We start from the raw sequence: 17362 nt of genomic DNA on the forward strand, positions 1-17362 counted from the left end.
CAACCCGGACTAGCCTCGGTCGCGCAGGCTGGCCGCCGCGATGGCATCGAGAACATGCTCCGGCGTGATCGGCTGCCTTGTCACTGCCGCACCGAATGGGGACAGCGCATCATTCACCGCGCCCCAGACGGCGGCGGCAGCGGCGACCGTCCCCGCCTCGCCCACGCCGCGCGCGCCGAGATTGGTGTTGCTTATCGGCGTCTCGATATGCGCCACCTGGATGTCCGGCATCTCTCCGGCCATCGGCACCAGATAATCCGCGAGCGTTCCGTTCTCGAGTTGCGCGGTTTCGCCGTAAATACACTCCTCGTAGAGGGCGGAGCCGATCCCCTGCACCACCCCACCCCGGATCTGCTCATCCACCAGCAGCGGATTAACGACCGTGCCGCAATCGTCGACTACCCAGAAGCCGAGCAGCTTGACCGTGCCGAGACCCGGGTCGACTTCGACATGCGCCGCTTGCACACCGTTCGACGCCAGGTAAGGCAGATCGCGTGAGGTGAAGCGCTCGGTGATATCGAGCGGCGGCAGATCCTCCAGCGGGATGGTATGCGACTTGTAGTGAGCCGCCGAAGCGATATCGGCGAGCGACAATTGCGCCAGGCCGGCGGTGTTGAAGATGGCGCCACCGTCGATCCGCAAGCTGTCCGGCTGCGCCTGCAGGATCGATCCGGCGATCGTAAGGATGCTGGTGCGGAGTTGGCGCGCGGCGCGCAACGCCGACTCTCCGCCCAGCGCGGTGCCGCGCGACGCCCAGGCACCGCCGCCGAACGGAGCCGCGGTGGTATCGCCACTGACGATCTCCACGGCGTCGATGCCGACGCCCAAAGTGGTTCCGACGATCTGCCGAAGCCCGGTCAGCGTCCCCTGTCCCTGATCGGTGACGCTGGTGGCGCACCGGATCTCCCCGTTCGGTTCAAGCGACAGGCGACAGGTTTCATGCGCTGACACGCGCACATCTAGCGGACCGTAGAGCTGGGGACCTACGCCCGTCTGTTCGATAAAGGCAGCGATGCCGATGCCGCGATGGACCCCGCTCGAACGGAATGTGGTCTGCTCCGTGCGCAACGCGTCGTAATTCATCAGCGACAGCAGCCGGTCATGACAGCGGTCGAGCGAAAGCTCGGTCAGCGTGATGCCGGCGATATTGCGGACAGCGGCCTGATCCGACGCCATGTAGTTGCGGCGGCGCATTTCGGCCGGGTCGATGCCGAGCGCGCGCGCGCCCATGTCGATGAGCTGCTCGGTGACGGTACACGCAACCGGCTGGCCGACCGCGCGCAATACGCCACTCGGCGTCTTGTTCTGAAAATAGCTGCGCAGGCGGCCGCTAAAACCGGCAAGCCGATAAGGCGCTGCCGACATATGCACCGCCTGCAGGCCTTCGCCGAGGCTGCCGCGCGGATAGGACGAATAGGCACCCATGCCATGCAGAACGGCGACGTCCATCGCAAGCAGAGTGCCATTCGAATCCACGGCAAGACGGCCTTTGACCTTCATCTCGCGCGCATGAACATCGCTGACAAAGGATTCCAGCCGGTCGGCGACGAACTTGACCGGGCGTCCGAGCAACACGGCAATCGCGGCAACCGCCATTTCGTCGGGATAGGCGGCGAGCTTCATACCGAATGCGCCGCCGATATCGGGCGTGATCACCTGCACGTTTCGCGGCGCGAGTCCGAATTGCGCGGCGTAAATCTCGCGCATCTGGTTGGGCACCTGATGCGATTGGTGCACGGTGAGCTTGCCGAGACGCGGGTCGAAATCGGCGAGGATGGAGCGCGGCTCCAGCGTAACGCCGGTTTGACGACCGAAGGTGAAATCGTGCTCGATCACCAGGTCGGCCGCCGCAAAGGCTGCCGCTGGATCTCCGGCGGTGAACGTGTGATCGAGGCCGAGATTGGCGGCGAGCGCGCTATTGACCTTGTCCGCCCGCGGAGACGCCGAAGCCTCGGGCGAGCCGATGGCGGGCAGCTCTTGCCATTCGATCGCAACGCGCTCGATCGCATCTTCCGCCTCGGCGCGGCTGTTGGCCACAATGGCGACGACGGGCTCGCCCTGCCAGGTCACCTCGTCTCGCGCGAGCGGAAATTGCGGCGGAGAGATATGGCTCGGCAGCGCCGCAAGCCTGGTCTGCCAGGGCTTGCAGACCGCGGCCAGGGTCGCGGCGGTGACAACCGCAATGACGCCAGGCGACGATGCCGCCGCGGTGACATCGATCGCGCCGACGGTTGCATGGGCGTAAGGGCTTCGAAGGAACGCGACATGACCGGCGTTGGCAGCGATATCGTCGGTGTAACGGCCGCGCCCTGCCACCAGCCGCCCCGCCTCCGGACGCGCGATCCGGGCGCCGACAAGACCATCGATTTTGGTCATGATCCAGCCTCCGCGCGCTGCATAATGACTGCTTCGATCGCATCGACAATCGCCTGATAGCCGGTGCAGCGGCAGTAATTGCCCGACAGCCCATCGCGAATGGCGTCCCGCGACAGCATCGGGCCCTGCAGCATCTCGGTGGCCGTCGCCAGCATCCCGGGTGTGCAATAGCCGCATTGCAGCGCGTTGCGCCGGACGAATTCATCCTGCAGGTCGGCGATGCTGCCGCCGGCGGTCAGGCCCTCGACGGTCACGACATCGCAGCCGTCGGCCTGCACGGCGAGCATCAGACAGCCGCGCACCGAAACGCCATCGACCATCACGTTGCACGCGCCGCAGACGCCGTGTTCGCATCCAATATGCGTCCCGGTCCGGCCCAGCGCGTGACGGATGAAATCCGCGAGATGCGTGCGGGCGTCGACCGAGGCCTCGACGGCTTCGCCGTTGAGGACGAACGCGATCTCGTGACGCTCGGCAGGATCATCCGACATCGGCGGCGGTCCGGAACTCGGCGAAGGCGCGGCGCAACAATTCGGCGGCCTGGCGCCGCTTGGTCTCAGGCCGGCCCTGATGATTGGCGATCGGGTCCATCCCGGCTGCGATCGCGTCAGCCATCTCGCGCAAGGCCGCGTCCGGCGTATCGGCCGCGATGCGCATCGACGCCGTGGCGGCCGACAGAAGCGGCGCCGGTTCAGACCCGAACACCACCGCCTCGATGTCCCCGACCCGCCCGTTGCGCAATCGTCCCGTCACCGCAATGCCGACGATGGCGAAGTCGCCATGCCTTCGGCTGAACTCCTGAAAGTGGAAAAGCTGATCGTCAGCCGCGCAGGGAAAGCTGACCCCGGTGATGATCTCGTCATCGCCGCGATCGGTCGCGTACAGGCCCTGAAAGAAATCACGGGCAGGCATATCGCGCGTTGCGGCTTGGCGGCTCAGATGGATCGTTGCGTTCAGCAGGACGGCAACCGCCGGCATCTCTGCGGACGGATCGGCGAGTGCCAGACTGCCACAGGTCGTCCCGCGATTGCGGACCGCCATATGCGCGACATGGGTCATGGCAGACGCCACCAGCGGCAGACGACCCGCGATCAGATCGGAGCCCGCGACGTCGCGGTGACGCACCAATGCACCGATGTGGATCGCGTCGCCGCGCTGGGCGATGCCCCGCAGGCTCGCAATCCGGTTGATGTCGACCAGCATCGCGGGCGACGACAGCCGCATATTGAGCGTGGGCATCAGGCTTTGACCGCCGGCCAGAACCTGCGCCTCGCCCGCGTTGTCGGCGAGCAGCGCCAGCGCCTCCTCGAGCGTTTCGGGCCGGCGATACAGAAAGTTCGGGGCCTTCATCGCACAGGTCGCCTAATCGGGCACAAAGCTGGTGACGATCGGCGGGAACATGAAGATCAGCACCATCATCAGGATCGTGAGCCAGACATAGGGGATGGCCGCGCGATAGACCATGCCGATGGTGATGCCCGGAGGCGCAACGCCTTTCAGCACGAACAGCAGCAATCCGAACGGCGGCGTCAGCAGGCCGATCTGCATGCAAAGCAGGTAGAGAATGCCGAACCAGACCAGATCGACGCCCATCGATCGCAACAGCGGCATATAGAAGGGCAATGTAATCATCATGATGCTGGTCTGGTCGATGAAGAAGCCCAGCAGGATCAGGATCCCCAGCATGCCGATCATGATGACATTCGGGGTCAATTGCGCGCCTTCGATCAGTGCGACGAGGCCCGCGGTCGCTCCGGAAAAGCTGAGCAACTGCGCGAAGGTGGTGGCGCCGACGATAATGAACAGCAACGATCCCGATATCGAGACGGTCCCCAGAAACGACTTCCAGAGGTTTTGCGGCGTCAGCGCCCGATAGCAGGCTGCCAGAATGATGGTTCCGAACGCACCGAGTGCGGCGGATTCGGTGGGAGTCGCCCAGCCTTCGGTCATGCTGACCACGACAACCGAAAAAATGAGGATCAGCGGCGCGACAGTGACGACAAGATTCAACCAGGGCCGCTCGAGCTTGATGCCCTCATCGTCGGACACGGGCGCCAGGCTTGGATTGATCCAGCATCGCAGCATTACATAGGCGATGAACAAGGCTGCGAGGATCAGTCCCGGCACAATGCCACCGACCAGCAAGCCAGTGATCGAAATTCCGGCGAGGCTGCCCAGCAGCACGGCGAGACCCGACGGCGGGATCAGGATATCGACGCCGCCGATCGCTAGCGTCGGCCCCATCGCGGTCTTGGGATCGTACCCACGCGCGAGCATTTGCGGGAGAAGAAGCGAGCCGAGCATTGCGGTGGTTGCGATGGTCGATCCGGATATGGCGGAGAAGATCGTGCCGGCGACCAGCGTGACGACCGCGAGCCGTCCCGGCACCCGCTTGATGACGGCATCGACGGCGTCGACCGATTTCAATGCGAGGCCGCTGTGGAACAGGACTTCGCCCATCAGCACGAACAGCGGAATGGGCACCAGCGAGAACTGCGCGACCGACACCTGTTCGTTGCGAACCATCTGCTCGAGGCCGGGAATACCGCCGAAGATCAGATAGGAGCCGACGATATTGATCAGGAAGAAAACGAAGGCGACCGGCACGGCCGCGAGCAGGAACAGCACTTTCGCGCTGAACATCGCCACCAATATGGAGACCCAGCTCATGGCATTTCGTCCGGCCTTATCCCGGGCACGCCTTCCGCCGGCAGCGGCACGCTACCCGCAGGATTCCGAACAAGCGTGACGAGCAGTTCCAGAGCCTGAAGCAGCATGGCGAGCGAGGCCAGCGGGATAATCCAGTCCAGCCACCATTGCGGAAAGATCAAATCCTTGAAGATCAGAGTGTGGTCCTGATAGCTGCGAACCAGCAGCATGGTCGCGATGACGCCCGTGATGAGCGAAATCACCATGATGACGACCAAGACCCCGCATTCAACGATACGGGTCTTGGCCGGATCCAGCCGCGCGATGACGACATCGACCCGGATATGCTCGTTCGTGCGCAGCAGGTAGGGCGCGACAAAAAAGGTGGAAGCGAACAGCGCATACTCGGTCAGTTCGATCATGCCCGGGATCGAGGCGCCGCCCGCCATCCTCAGGATTACCTCGGCGCTGATCCCCAGCATCATGGCGGCGATCATCAGAACCGCCAGGACGCACAGCATGCGCACCAGCTGACCATTGAGCCAGAAGATGGCGCGCATGCTAACGAAACGCCCGGAGAGTAAGCACCAGACCCGTTATTTCTTGGTCAGGAGCGGCTGCAGCTTGCCGATCGAATCCGGGCTCAGCTTCTTCAGATCGTCCCAATAGAGTTCGAGCGCGATCTTTTTCCATTCCGGGCCGAAGTCGACGGTCTTGATGCCACCCTTTTCCATCGCATCGAGCGATTTCTTGGTGGTCTCTTCGGTATAGGCGATCATGTCCTTTTCGAACCATGCGACCGCATCGTCGATGACCTTGCGCTGTGGCGGGGTCAGCTTGTCATAGGACGCCTTGTTCATGAGGATATTGACCACGACGTTATAGAAGCCGGGATCGATCCGTACCTTGGTGAGCTTGGCCCAGCCGAAATCGTCGATGCCCCAGAGCGGATAGCCGTAGCCCTGCACCACGCCGCGTTCCAGGGCGGTGAACACTTCCGGCGGCGCGATGTTTGCGCTGGAGATGTTATAGCGTTTGAAGATCGCATTATAATTCGGCTGTCCCCTGAACCGCATTCCGCTCAGGTCCTCCGGCTTTGAGACCGGCGCTTCCTTCGTCAGATAGAGATGGAACGGAACCCCCATTCCGTAGGTGGTGAGGTAGACCGCGTTCATGCGATCGTTGGCGATCTTGTTCAGCGCCGCATAGGCGCCGGACGCGCGTTGCTCGGCAACCGTCATGTCCGACAGGATCTGGGCGTCGCCCTCCACCATATTGCTCTTGTAATAGGCTGGCGGGATCGACGCGATATCGAGCACACCGGACTTCACGGCATCGGCTTGGTTATTGCCCGGGATGGCTTCCGGCCCGCCGACGATCCGGATCTGCAGGACGCCCTTTCCGGTCTCGTTCACCCGATCGACGAATCGCTTGAAGGGGATGCCGTAGGTCGTGGTCGGCGGCACGAACACCGCCGCTTTCAATGTCACCTCCTGCGCCCATCCCGATACCTGGGTCGCGAGCAGGAGACCGGCTCCCGCCACACCTGCGGACAGCAATCGAGGCATTGCGCGAAAATCGCTCATCGCGGGCATGGCACCCCTCCTTTGATCTGGGTCAACTCTATAACCGAAGGATGTTCGGTTATAGCGGAACCGTCAAGCGCGATCGCGCGCGCCCAACTGATTTCATTCTGGGCAAGAGCCTGCGGTTTGCGCTGCAAAAAAGTGCAAAGCTGGCGGCGCCGGTGAGAGCAAACCGCCGCGACCATCGAAAGTGCTTGTGTATCAGGATAAACGACGCGACCGAACGGAGGCGCATCGCACAGATTCAAGCCACCGACTTCGTTTGCATTGCAGCAAAGATCAGGTGCTGCGCGCACAAACCCGACCATAAGTTCAAAACCGAACATAGTTCGATTTACTCTGGAAGGCGTATCCGGATTGCTCTATCGTGCGTGAAACGAAGCACCGTCGCAACACAGGAGATCGTCATGGCCAAACTTCGACATGTCGCCATTCAGGTACCCGATCTTGAAAAGGCTGCGGCCTTCTACGAAGGCGCATTCGACCTCAAGCGCGTCAGCCAGGTCGAAAGCCCGATCGGCAACGCAATCTCACTGTCGGACGGGGTGATGAACCTCACGCTCCTGCATTTCCCGGAAGGCACCAAAGGCGGCAAAGGCGGCCCGGACTGGGCCGGACTCCACCACATCGGCTTCGTGGTCGAGGACGAGGCAAAGACTGCCGACAAGATCAAGGAGCTCGGCGGCGAGTTCTTCATGCAGCTTCCGAGTTATCCGGGCGTCGATGCCGAGAAGAAGTTCAAGGACGTGAACGGCATCGTCTTCGACGTGGCCGAGCACGACTGGCGCCAGGCTTAAGCCGTCGCATGCGGATCGTAGCGGTCAACGAGCGGACAATCCCGCTTTCGGCTGCCAGCCGGAATGCAAGCATCAGTTTCGACGCGATGACGGCAAGCGCCATCGCGATCGTCACTGACGCGAACGACGGCGGCAAGCCTTTGACTGGAATTGGCTTCGACTCGGTCGGACGCTACGGGCATGGCGCTCTTTTGCGCGAACGGTTCATTCCCCGCCTGCTCGCGGCGGATCCGGACGATTACGCCGATGGCGATGGCGGCATCGATCCGGAAAAGGTCTGGGCCGTCGCGATGCGCAATGAGAAACCCGGCGGACATGGCGAGCGATCGGGCGCGATCGGGCTGATCGATGCCGCCGCCTTCGATCTCGCAGCCAAGCGCAAGGGCCTGCCGTTATGGGCCTATCTGGCGGAGCGATATCGGCGGCCGGCTGTGAACGTCATCGATATCTATGCCAGCGGCGGGCATTATCGCACGGACGACGATATCGGCCATCTGCGCAAGGACATCCAGAAGGCGATGGCGCGCGGGCATCGCCGCTTCAAGATCAAGGTCGGGGGGATCGCGCTCGCCGAGGATGTTCGGCGCATCGAAGCGGTGCTGTCGATGCTCGAGTCCGGCATGACGCTTGCCGTTGACGGCAACGGGTCCTTCTCTCGCGACACCGCGTTCGCCTATGCCGAGGCGTTGTCCGGCCTCCCGCTGGCCTGGATCGAGGAGCCGGTTCATCCCCTCGATTACGACCTGCATCGCGACATGGCAGAACGCTTCCCCTCCCCGATCGCGACCGGCGAAAACCTGTTCTCCGCCGACGATGCCCGCAACCTTCTCCGCTATGGCGGATTGCGGCCGGACCGCGACATTCTGCAATTCGATATCTCGCTCAGCTACGGCATCGTCGAATACGGGCGGATTCTCGACATCATGTCGGATCATGGCTGGAACCGCACTCAATGCGCACCGCATGCGGGTCATCTGCTCGCGTTCAATGTGGTGGCCGGGCTCGGTCTCGGATGCGCGGAAACCGCCATCGACGAAAACGGACTTTTTGGAAAGCTGACCTCGGCGGTGCCGGTCGCGGACGGGCGCGCCCGGCTTTCGGAACGCGCGGGCGCAGGATTGGAAACGTCACCGGCATTCTCCGAGATTTTCTCGGGCTTGCTGCACTAGCTGGAGTGGCACACATGCGGCCGCGAACACATTGCCGGCCTGGATCGAACGACCTCGCCACGTCACGCAAGATGGGAAGACAGGGACAGAAGGCATGAACCAGATCGTTGCCGACCCGAAGGACGTCGATTTTCCGATCGCCGAAGCCGACATCCGCGCATTGGTGCGGCCGGATCATGTTCACCGGCGCGCCTATTCCGATCCGGCAATCTTCGCACTCGAGCAAAGCCGCATCTTCGGCCGGCTTTGGATCTACGTCGCGCATGAGAGCCAGTTGAAGAATCCGGGCGACTTCATCCGCACCCGGCTTTCAAAATACGAAGTGCTGGTGACGCGCCATCACGACGGCAACATCTACGTCCTGCATAATCGTTGTCCGCACCGCGGCGCGCGGCTCTGCATGGTCGATAAGGGGTCCAATCGCTCGTTCAGTTGTCCGTATCATGCGTGGGTGTTCCGGCCCGACGGCACGCTCGCATCGGTCCCGCATCCGAAGAGCTATCCGGCCAATTTCGATATCGCCGACCCGCAAAATCACATGCAGCGCATCGGCAACGTGCAGAGCTATCGCGGCTTCGTGTTCGCCAATCTGTCCGACAATCCGCCGCCATTGACCGAGCATCTCGGACCGATGACCGAGGTGATCGACAATCTCGTCGATCGCGCACCCGATGGCGAGGTGGAAATTGCGGATTCCAGCTTCTCGCTGGAATATAGCGGGAACTGGAAGCTGCATCTGGAGAACGCGGCGGATATCTTCCACCCAACCTTCGTGCATGCGTCATCGGTCCTGCCGGCCCGGCGCGCGCCCGTTAATGCCTCGATCCTCGATCAGGATCAGACCCGCGAGATGCTGCTCGCGAACGGCTTCGGGTTCAAGGAATGGGAAGGCATCCAGCTCAACGGCCTCGATAGCGGCCACACCTACATGACGAGCTTTTACGACAGCGGCGTGCTGTCGCGGCAAAGCGAAGACCCGGTCGCAACCGAGTATCGCCGGCTGCTGACCGAAAAGCTCGGCGCCGAGCATGCCGAACGCGTGCTCGGCATGAACCGGTTCAACAACATCATCTATCCGAACCTGATCATCAACGCGCAATACCAGCAGATGCGCGTCACCATCCCGCTCTCGGTGGATCGCACCTTGGTCCGCGTTCATTGCTTCCGTCTGAAGGGCGCCCCGGATGCCATGTTTCATCGCGCGGTACGCTTCCTCACCACCATCGGATCGCCAGCCTCGATGATATTCTCCGACGACGTCGAGATGCTGGAGCGCTGCCAGCGCGGACTTGCGACCGAGACCGGTCCGTGGATCGATTTTTCCCGCGGCCTGGACAGCGACCGGCAAGGCCCGGACGGCAGCGTGTCGGGTGCGGCGAGCGAGATGCCGATGCGCGTGCAGTTCAATGCCTGGGTGAAGCACATGACCGCCGAGGCCGCCTGATGCTGCCCTACGAGGTGTTTCGCGAGATCGAGCTGTTCGTTCTGACAGAGGCGCGCCTGCTCGACGAAGGCGCGTTCGAGGCCTGGCTCGACCTTTACGCGCCGCAGGGCATCTACTGGATGCCGAGCCAGCCCGGACAGACCGACCCGCTGAATGTCGCGTCGATCGTCTATGAGGATCACGCGATCCTTGCGATCCGGGTGCAGCGACTGCTGGAAGCACGCGCGCTGGTGCTGACACCGATGCCGCGGACCGTGCACATGGTCAGCAATATCGAAGTTCTGGGCGGGGATGCTCATTTGCAGGAATTCGAGGTCGCCTCTGCGTTCCTCTGCACCGAAATTCAGGGCGACCGCCAGCGCATTTACACCGGCCGGCAGGTTCACCATATTGCGCGGCAGGACGGCTCGTTCCGGATCCGGCGCAAACGCGTCGCGCTTATGAATTGCGACGGCGTTCATGCGCCGATGACGATACCGATTTAGGGCCAGCGACCGGCAGCACGATTCACGGACAGCACCTTGGTTCAGGTCAAGAAAGAAACCGTCCGCAACGCAATCCTGGATGCTGCCCGGGATTCGTTTTCCGATCGCGGATACCATCGCACGACCCTGCTCGACATTGCCCAGCGCGCGGGGACCGGCGTCAGCAGCCTCTATTCGTATTTCCCGTCCAAGCTTCATCTGCTCTATGCCGTGGTCGAGCCGTGGCAGAAGGAATGCATCTGGCGGCTGGAAGCCGCTGTGCGAAAGGTTGAAGATCCGCGCGACAGGCTGCGCGCGATTCTGCTCGGCGTGTGGCGCGATATCCCGATGGAGAATATCGGCCTCGCCAACAGCCTGATGGAGGCGCTTGCGTCCGCCGATCCCGGCGAGAAGAAGCCTTCGCCGCTCCTCGCCTGGGCTGAACAACGGCTGCGCGTCATGCTTGAGAGCGCAATCCCCACTCAAGCCGGACGGTCGATCGATTACGATCTTCTGTCCCATCTGTTCCTGATGGCCTATGACGGCTTCGTCATCAATCGCCGCCTCAACGATCTGCGCGACATCGAACGGCTGGTCGAGACGGTTTGCGACATGATGATGCCGGCGAGCCATCCGGAACGCGTGGGTGATATCGATCGACGCCCGGCAACCAGGACGAAAGGGTCGCGGACCAAGCGGGAACGCTCGGATCAACACGAGGCCTGACCGGCGCTCTTGCAATGGCGCGGCCGGAAAAGCCCTCTCTTCAGAGGCAGCAATACTCGTTCACCGCGAAGCTGGAATGGCTTCGGCGCGGGCGGTCGCCGTGCGACGGCGCGATTAGTATTTGATTTTGTTGGTGGGCCCGGCAGGACTCGAACCTGCAACCAGACCGTTATGAGCGGCCGGCTCTAACCATTGAGCTACGGGCCCCCGCCGGCGGGTGGGCGCGGGTCCGCACTCATAGCAATGCCGGGCGGCAACGCAAATGCCGCCCGGCATAAAGGCGATGCGGGTGGACAATTCACCCGCCCCGTGACGTCACCAGATCTGATCGCGAGGGTGCGCCACAGCCCGGACGGCGGTGCGGCGCGGCGTCCGTTTCGTCGAGTATTGGGCACGGGCCCGGCGGGCCTCGGACGAGAATTCCGGAAGCGGGGCGCCGATGGCCGGGCTCTGGATCGTGGCATAGACCGGAGCCGCGCGTCCGCCGTTCGCCATTGCGACCGCGCTGGATCCCTGGCGCCGCGCCACGTCGTGATAGCCGCGCGCATAAAGCGCCACCGCGCGATCAGGATTGCCGCCCGCGGCGCGATAAGCCCCGGCCAGATACTTCACGGCATAGGTCATGTTGGTGTTGGCATCGAGCAGCCCCGCGGCGCTGCCGCTGTAGCCCATGGAGCGCGCAGTCCCGAGCCGGATCTGCATCATCCCGTAATTGCCCTTCGACACCGCACGCGGGTTGTAACGGCTCTCGCGCATGATCACGCGATGCACGAGAGACGGCGGCAGGCCGTGCGTGGCGGCGTGGCTCTGGACCAGGGCCGAGTAAGCTTCATTGGCGCTGGCCCCCGACATCGGGATCAGGCCCGCGGCAATGAGGCCAAGCGAAAACAAGGCAGCGCGAATCGTGCAGACACGAGTCATCGGAACTCCGGTCGTTGTTGGGGATGCCTGTCCTTAGCTGACGCAATGCGGCTGCGATGCGGCACGTTCCGCGATCAGGCTCACTCTTTGTAACCGGGTGTTGCAGGCGGAGGGCTGTGCTCGCGCTAAGTGCCGCCAAGCCATGCAGTAGCTGCAGGTGCGCCTAAACGAGGCCGGAAAACGTCAATACCTGGGGCAATAATGGGGCGGGAAGAGAGTCATGCGATCGAGCGCTGCGGCACGCGGGAGGCATCGTTGTTGACCTCCACCAGTTGCGCCAGAAGGTCGAGCAGGACACGGCGCTTGGTCGCATCGAGCGGTGCCAGTATCCGCTCCTGTGTCCGCCTGACGCCCTCCTCTGCGCTCCGCGTCACGCTGCGCCCCTGCGGCGTCAGCCTGAGCAACTTCACTCGCTTGTCCTCGGGCGAGGCATAGCGCTCGACAAACCCCCGCGCCTCCAGCCGCTCAAGCACATTGCCGAGCGTCGAGCGGTCGAAGGCGATCTGCGCCGACAGCCGGGTGGCGTCGATCCCCTCATTGTCCTGGATCGCCACCATTGACGCATATTGCACCGGCGTCAGATCGAAAGCCGCGCATTCCTCGATGAAAATCGCGACCGCGATCTGCTGCGCGCGGCGGATCAGATGGCCAGGCTGGCGGTGCAATTCCTCAAGCAGCATCGATGCCGGCCCATTTCATAATCCGCGCAATGCCCATCAGATCCGTCGATCCCTCAGTGAAAGACTTCATAGAATCCGAGCTTGCGCTGCATCGGCGCGTCGTCGACCTGGAACAGGAAGGCCGGCTTCTGCGCCGAACGATTTGCGATCGCAACCGCGGCATGGGTCGGCACTGCAAGCGTATCGCGCGCGGCAGCCTGAAGCGCGACGCCGTCGATCATGGCCTCGACCTCGCCCTCGATCACATGCAGGACCGCCGACGCGGAGCGGCGATCCGGCTTCGCGGTTTCGCCCGGACGCAGCATGATGGCGGAGAAACCGAGCACCGGCAAACATTCGGCGCCGGTCTGCGGATTCACATATGCGAGATGCACCATTTCGCCGGCCGCCGTGACCGAAGCCATCGCCTGCAGGGCCTCACGCACGTCCTGCCACGGATAGCGCAACAGCGGATAATTGGCGCGCGGCCCGCTTAGGGCGCGATAAGGCAGAAGGCCCGAACGCTTGTAATGCGTTTGCGACTGGTCCGGTTGATTGCGCACGGCCTGCGGCGGCCCTTCCAGCGCATAGGAGGCCTCATGCGCGAACACAGTCGGCAGATCGAGCGCGTCGAGCCAGATCACCGGGCCGGAGCCTTCGTGGCGATGTTCGTGCCACATCAGCGACGGCGTCAGGATCAGGTCGCCGGGCTCCATCGGCAGTTTCTCGCCATCGACGATGGTGTAGCCGCCCTCGCCTTCCACGACGAACCGGACCGCGCTCGGCGTATGGCGATGGTTCGGCGCGGTCTCGCGCGGCATGATCAATTGCAGGCCGACATAGATCGAAGGCGTCGCCTGCATGTTCTCGAGACCGAGCCCGGGATTGGCGAGGACCAAAACGCGGCGCTCGGCTTTCTCGATTGGCGTCAGTTCTCCGGCCTGCATCAGCATCGGACGCACATCCGCGTAACGCCACAACACCGGCTGCGTGCGACGGTACGGCTTGTCGTGCGGAAGGGCGGTGCGCAGGCTCGGCCAGAGCGGGACCAGGTTTTTCGCGGTAAGTCCGTCGACATAGGCCGAAGGCAATTCACTGAGCGTTCCGAGAGCGGTCATGTCGGCGTCTCCTGGTTTCCTTTTCTTTTCTTTGTCCGTTTGCCGCTTCTTTCCTTGTTGCAGATCAAGCCGCGTGACCGGGCTCCACAGCGCGCGCCTTGGCACCGGTCAGACCGTTGCCGCCATAGATCCAGCGAACGGAATGGTTGAAATCGTCCGGCGTCTTGTCCTTCAGCCAGGCATTGCGCACCAGCCGCTCGACTCCCTCGACATGGAAGATGCGTCCGAGTTCGCGCGAGGACAGCACGACACGATAGGCCCGCGGGATGCGGATGGTCTCATAGGCCTTCAGCGCCGCGGTAACGTCGCCGCCGGCCTTTTCGAACGCATCGGACAGACAGACCGAGTCTTCCATCGCCATGCAGGCGCCTTGCGCAAAATACTGATAGGTCGGATGCGCGGCATCGCCGAGCAATGCGACATTGCCGTCGATCCAGCTTGCAATCGGATCGCGATCGCCCAGCACCCAGCGGCGCCAGTCCTTCGGAATTTCCAGAACCTTGCGGATCCGCGGCACGATGTGCTGAAACTTCTCGACCACTTCCTCGCGTTTGCCGGGTTCGTTGCTGCCGACGTTTTCGAGATCGGTGACAAAGGTCGCGACCAGGTTGAAGGTCTTCCAACCCTGCAGCGGGTAATGCACGAAGTGGGTCTTGGGGCCGACCCAGATCGACGCTGCGTTCCAGCGCAGGTCCTCGGGCATCTGTTCGATCGGCAGCACGGCGCGATAGGCGACGTGGCCGGACAAACGCAGCGGATCGCCACCCGTCATCTGCTCGCGGATCGCCGACCGGATGCCATCGGCACCGATCAGCGCATCGCCCTCGTATACGTTGCCGGCCGCGGTCTTCGCACGCACGCCACTCGGCGTGTTCTCATAGGAGACGACACGTTCCTTGTTGATCAGCGTGACGTTGGGCGAGGCGCGGCAGGCATCGAGAAACGCCGAGTGCAGATCGGCGCGGTGGATCACCGCGTAGGGATTGCCCATGAATTTGCGAAACTGCTCGCCGACCGGCGCCCGCAGGATCTCCTCGCCGGACAGGCCGTCCATCATGATGAGGTTGTCGATATAGACCGCGCGCTCGCGGCAGGTCTTGCCGACCCCCAGATAATCCATCGCGTGAAAGCCGTTCGGCCCGATCTGGATGCCGGCGCCGATCTCGCCGAAGGTATCGGCCTGTTCGAGCACGGTGACCTTGGCACCGGTGCGCGCAAGGCCCATCGCCGCGGACAGGCCGCCGATGCCACCGCCGGCGACGATCACTGATGGTTGCGACGATTTCGCCATATCCACTCCTCCCGACATGCGCAGTCTTGTCGCGCTTTTTTAACAGCATACTGTTTTTCAGTATACTGTCAATCGGTCCGGCGGCGGATGACGACGCGCGTTAAAATGTTGGTGGCGGAGGCTGCACGATTTCGAAAAGGCTACCGCGCCTTCGGCACACAGGCCTTCTCGATATTGTCGACCCTAAGTGCAGTTTCGGCGTGATGTTCTCGACAATCCGGTCAATCTCGGCCGCATTGAACTGCATCACCATCTGCTCGGCGGTGCATCGGCAATGGACTGACATCATCGCTTCGGACACGCCCTTTTTTTCGGGCGCCGTCCGCTGATTTTCGAGACATCCTTGCGCGACCTCGTTGACGAAATCCGCGCGCTCACCGGCGCTCAGGGTTTCGCCGAGCGCCTTGCCGTCTTGTGCGGACGCTGGGTCTGCCGGAGCGCAAGACAAAATCGCAGCGAACGCGATCGCTGCGAAGACCGATCTGTTTGCGACGCCCCGACAGCCGGGCATGCGCCAGGCGTCAGGCCACGGCCTCTTCGATGCGGCGCAGATCGTGCTCCGGCAGGACGCGGTCGTATTTCTCCTGCTCGGAGCGAATGCAATAGCGCGGATTGTCGGCGTCGCAGGGAATGAGGCGCACAATCCGGTAACGGCCGGGGGCCGCCGATCGCAGCGTCGACGGTACGATATCGACCCATTCGCCGACTTTGAATTGATGCACGCGATCACTCATAACCCGTCTCCGCTCGTGGCCGGCCGCTCCATCGACGTGATCGAACGACCCGGCTTCGTGTTGACGCCACCCGGCGTTCGGGCGGCCTGTTCGTTATCGCAGGCAAATCGGTCCGCTCCACCGCACACAGCGGGATCGCAGGATCGGCAGGGACTGGGAAACGCGATCGACATGTTGCGCTCGTCATGCGGAGCCGATCGCGCCGTCTGCCGATAAGCCTACAAACGACGATGAAGATTGGACATTGATGGCAGGAACGCCGTCGTCCTATCTGCAACCCGCGGGAATCAGCCCGTTTGGATGAGCCGCGGGTTTAATGTGGCCCCTTATGGACCCAAATCGTTTGAAATTCCAGCATTTTCGGCCCTAGGGCGAATTAAGGCGACAACGCCTTAATTCGCTTCCCGGGACGCCGATATCGGCACCGCCGGGGGGGCGGCGCGCTACATCTTCAGCAGCCGCTTTGCATTCCCGCTCAGGATCTTCACCTTGTCCTCGTCGGACAGCGGAATGGTGTCGACCCAGTCGGTGCCGGGCTTGTTCATCACGAACGGCCAGTCGACCGCGAACAGGATACGGTCGACGCCCATCTCCATCACCGTGCAAAGCAGCGCCGGATTGGAGAAGAAGCCGCTCGTGGTGACGTAGAAGTTCTTGCAGAACACGTCGCGGAAGCTCATCGACTTCTGGCCCGGCCGTGCCAGCGCATGATCGATGCGCCAGACCAGGAACGGCAGCGTCTCGCCGAGATGGCCGAGAATGATCTTCAGCTTCGGATGCTCCTGGAACAGCCCCGACAGGATCATGCGGATCGCGATGGTTGCGGTCTCCACCGTGAAGCCCCAGGCCGCGCGGATCACCATCGGGTAATCCTTGATGTAGTCCTTGTAATAGGCGTCCATCACCGCCGGCATCGGCACCGACGGATGCAGATAGATCGGCACGTCGAGCCGCTCGGCTTCGGCAAAGACCGGGCGCAGTGCGTTGTCGTCGAGCCATACGCCGTTGGCGAGGCCGTGGATCATCGCGCCCTTGAAGCCGTTCCTGATGCAGCGTTCGAGTTCGGCGGCAGCGGCCTGCGGATCGGAAGTCGGCAGCGCGCAGAAGCCGGCAAACCGCGTCGGATGCCTGGCGATCGCTTCGGCCAGCCGGTCGTTGACGCGCCTGGTCAGCGCGATGCCCTCCGGTCCGGTGAGCTCCTGTGCCGAGGGCGAACCATGCGACAGCACCTGGATGTCGATGCCGGCCTCGTCCATCTCGCGGATGCGCAGATCGCCAAGATCGCGCAGGCGGCGCACCTGCTCCTCCGCCTGGGTGGCACGGCCGATGCCGCTATAGGTCGCGGATAACTCCTCGTCCCAGTAATGCTCTTCGATGGCGATGACCGGACAGGCAGGCTTTTTGCGCATGGATTTCCCCCGCATGGAT

General features: G+C 62.9%; 18 protein-coding genes and 1 tRNA gene. 5 read left to right on the top strand and 14 right to left on the bottom strand.

What is annotated here, in order from left to right; genetic code table 11:
- Positions 1 to 9: 9 nt before the first annotated feature.
- The 7 genes from AC5I5I_RS07810 to AC5I5I_RS07840 all read right to left on the bottom strand — a co-directional run bounded on the left by AC5I5I_RS07810 (position 10) and on the right by AC5I5I_RS07840 (position 6937).
- Positions 10 to 2376 carry a xanthine dehydrogenase family protein molybdopterin-binding subunit gene (locus AC5I5I_RS07810; protein WP_495971619.1) on the bottom strand — a complete coding sequence of 789 codons (2367 nt, stop codon included), beginning with the start codon at positions 2374 to 2376 and terminating at the stop codon, positions 10 to 12.
- Complete coding sequence (locus tag AC5I5I_RS07815) at positions 2373 to 2867, bottom strand: (2Fe-2S)-binding protein (RefSeq protein WP_495971621.1); 495 nt, start codon at positions 2865 to 2867, stop codon at positions 2373 to 2375. Before AC5I5I_RS07815 ends, AC5I5I_RS07810 begins: the two co-directional genes overlap by 4 nt.
- Positions 2857 to 3726 (bottom strand): FAD binding domain-containing protein, encoded by an 870-nt coding sequence (locus AC5I5I_RS07820; RefSeq protein WP_495971623.1) that lies wholly within the window; start codon positions 3724 to 3726, stop codon positions 2857 to 2859. The genes AC5I5I_RS07815 and AC5I5I_RS07820 overlap by 11 nt, the downstream gene beginning before the upstream one ends.
- A 12-nt stretch (positions 3727 to 3738) precedes the next feature.
- Positions 3739 to 5046, bottom strand: coding sequence for a TRAP transporter large permease (locus AC5I5I_RS07825; protein WP_495971625.1), 1308 nt, complete (start codon positions 5044 to 5046; stop codon positions 3739 to 3741).
- Positions 5043 to 5522 (bottom strand): TRAP transporter small permease, encoded by a 480-nt coding sequence (locus tag AC5I5I_RS07830; RefSeq protein WP_495971627.1) that lies wholly within the window; start codon positions 5520 to 5522, stop codon positions 5043 to 5045. Before AC5I5I_RS07830 ends, AC5I5I_RS07825 begins: the two co-directional genes overlap by 4 nt.
- A gap of 99 nt (positions 5523 to 5621) precedes the next feature.
- Positions 5622 to 6620 carry a TRAP transporter substrate-binding protein DctP gene (dctP, locus tag AC5I5I_RS07835; protein ID WP_495971629.1) on the bottom strand — a complete coding sequence of 333 codons (999 nt, stop codon included), beginning with the start codon at positions 6618 to 6620 and terminating at the stop codon, positions 5622 to 5624.
- Positions 6608 to 6937: a hypothetical protein gene (locus tag AC5I5I_RS07840; RefSeq protein ID WP_495971631.1), complete on the bottom strand. Its 330-nt coding sequence runs from the start codon at positions 6935 to 6937 to the stop codon at positions 6608 to 6610. The genes dctP and AC5I5I_RS07840 overlap by 13 nt, the downstream gene beginning before the upstream one ends.
- A gap of 81 nt (positions 6938 to 7018) precedes the next feature.
- Here AC5I5I_RS07840 and AC5I5I_RS07845 point away from each other — a divergent pair, with 81 nt between their 5' ends.
- The 5 genes from AC5I5I_RS07845 (at position 7019) to AC5I5I_RS07865 (ending at position 11211) form a co-directional block, all read left to right on the top strand.
- Positions 7019 to 7408 (top strand): VOC family protein, encoded by a 390-nt coding sequence (locus AC5I5I_RS07845; protein WP_495971633.1) that lies wholly within the window; start codon positions 7019 to 7021, stop codon positions 7406 to 7408.
- 86 nt (positions 7409 to 7494) lie between these two features.
- Positions 7495 to 8577, top strand: a complete 1083-nt coding sequence (locus tag AC5I5I_RS07850) for an enolase C-terminal domain-like protein (protein WP_495971635.1) — start codon at positions 7495 to 7497, stop codon at positions 8575 to 8577.
- Positions 8578 to 8671: 94 nt separating this feature from the next.
- Positions 8672 to 10021, top strand: coding sequence for an aromatic ring-hydroxylating oxygenase subunit alpha (locus tag AC5I5I_RS07855; RefSeq protein WP_495971637.1), 1350 nt, complete (start codon positions 8672 to 8674; stop codon positions 10019 to 10021).
- Positions 10021 to 10506 (top strand): aromatic-ring-hydroxylating dioxygenase subunit beta, encoded by a 486-nt coding sequence (locus AC5I5I_RS07860; RefSeq protein ID WP_495971639.1) that lies wholly within the window; start codon positions 10021 to 10023, stop codon positions 10504 to 10506. The genes AC5I5I_RS07855 and AC5I5I_RS07860 overlap by 1 nt, the downstream gene beginning before the upstream one ends.
- 36 nt (positions 10507 to 10542) lie before the next feature.
- Positions 10543 to 11211: a TetR/AcrR family transcriptional regulator gene (locus AC5I5I_RS07865; protein ID WP_495971641.1), complete on the top strand. Its 669-nt coding sequence runs from the start codon at positions 10543 to 10545 to the stop codon at positions 11209 to 11211.
- 131 nt (positions 11212 to 11342) lie between these two features.
- Here the strand turns inward: AC5I5I_RS07865 and AC5I5I_RS07870 are convergent.
- From AC5I5I_RS07870 to AC5I5I_RS07900, 7 genes are all read right to left on the bottom strand, one after another.
- Positions 11343 to 11418 (bottom strand) — tRNA-Ile (locus AC5I5I_RS07870).
- Between the two features lie 108 nt (positions 11419 to 11526).
- Complete coding sequence (locus AC5I5I_RS07875; RefSeq protein WP_495971643.1) at positions 11527 to 12132, bottom strand: transglycosylase SLT domain-containing protein; 606 nt, start codon at positions 12130 to 12132, stop codon at positions 11527 to 11529.
- Between the two features lie 218 nt (positions 12133 to 12350).
- The gene (locus tag AC5I5I_RS07880) at positions 12351 to 12812 is read right to left on the bottom strand and encodes a MarR family winged helix-turn-helix transcriptional regulator (protein ID WP_495971645.1); all 462 of its coding nucleotides are present in this window, start codon (positions 12810 to 12812) and stop codon (positions 12351 to 12353) included.
- Positions 12813 to 12865: 53 nt separating this feature from the next.
- A complete protein-coding gene (locus AC5I5I_RS07885) occupies positions 12866 to 13909 on the bottom strand; it encodes a cupin domain-containing protein (RefSeq protein WP_495971647.1) in 1044 nt (347 codons plus the stop codon).
- A 64-nt stretch (positions 13910 to 13973) separates the two neighbouring features.
- Positions 13974 to 15200: a 3-hydroxybenzoate 6-monooxygenase gene (locus AC5I5I_RS07890; protein WP_495971649.1), complete on the bottom strand. Its 1227-nt coding sequence runs from the start codon at positions 15198 to 15200 to the stop codon at positions 13974 to 13976.
- A 521-nt stretch (positions 15201 to 15721) separates the two neighbouring features.
- Positions 15722 to 15934, bottom strand: coding sequence for a hypothetical protein (locus AC5I5I_RS07895; RefSeq protein WP_495765093.1), 213 nt, complete (start codon positions 15932 to 15934; stop codon positions 15722 to 15724).
- 443 nt (positions 15935 to 16377) lie between these two features.
- Entirely contained in the window at positions 16378 to 17343 is a 966-nt protein-coding gene (locus AC5I5I_RS07900) for an amidohydrolase family protein (protein ID WP_495765094.1), read from the bottom strand.
- Positions 17344 to 17362 lie beyond the last annotated feature (19 nt).

This window comes from Pseudorhodoplanes sp., from assembly GCF_059499825.1.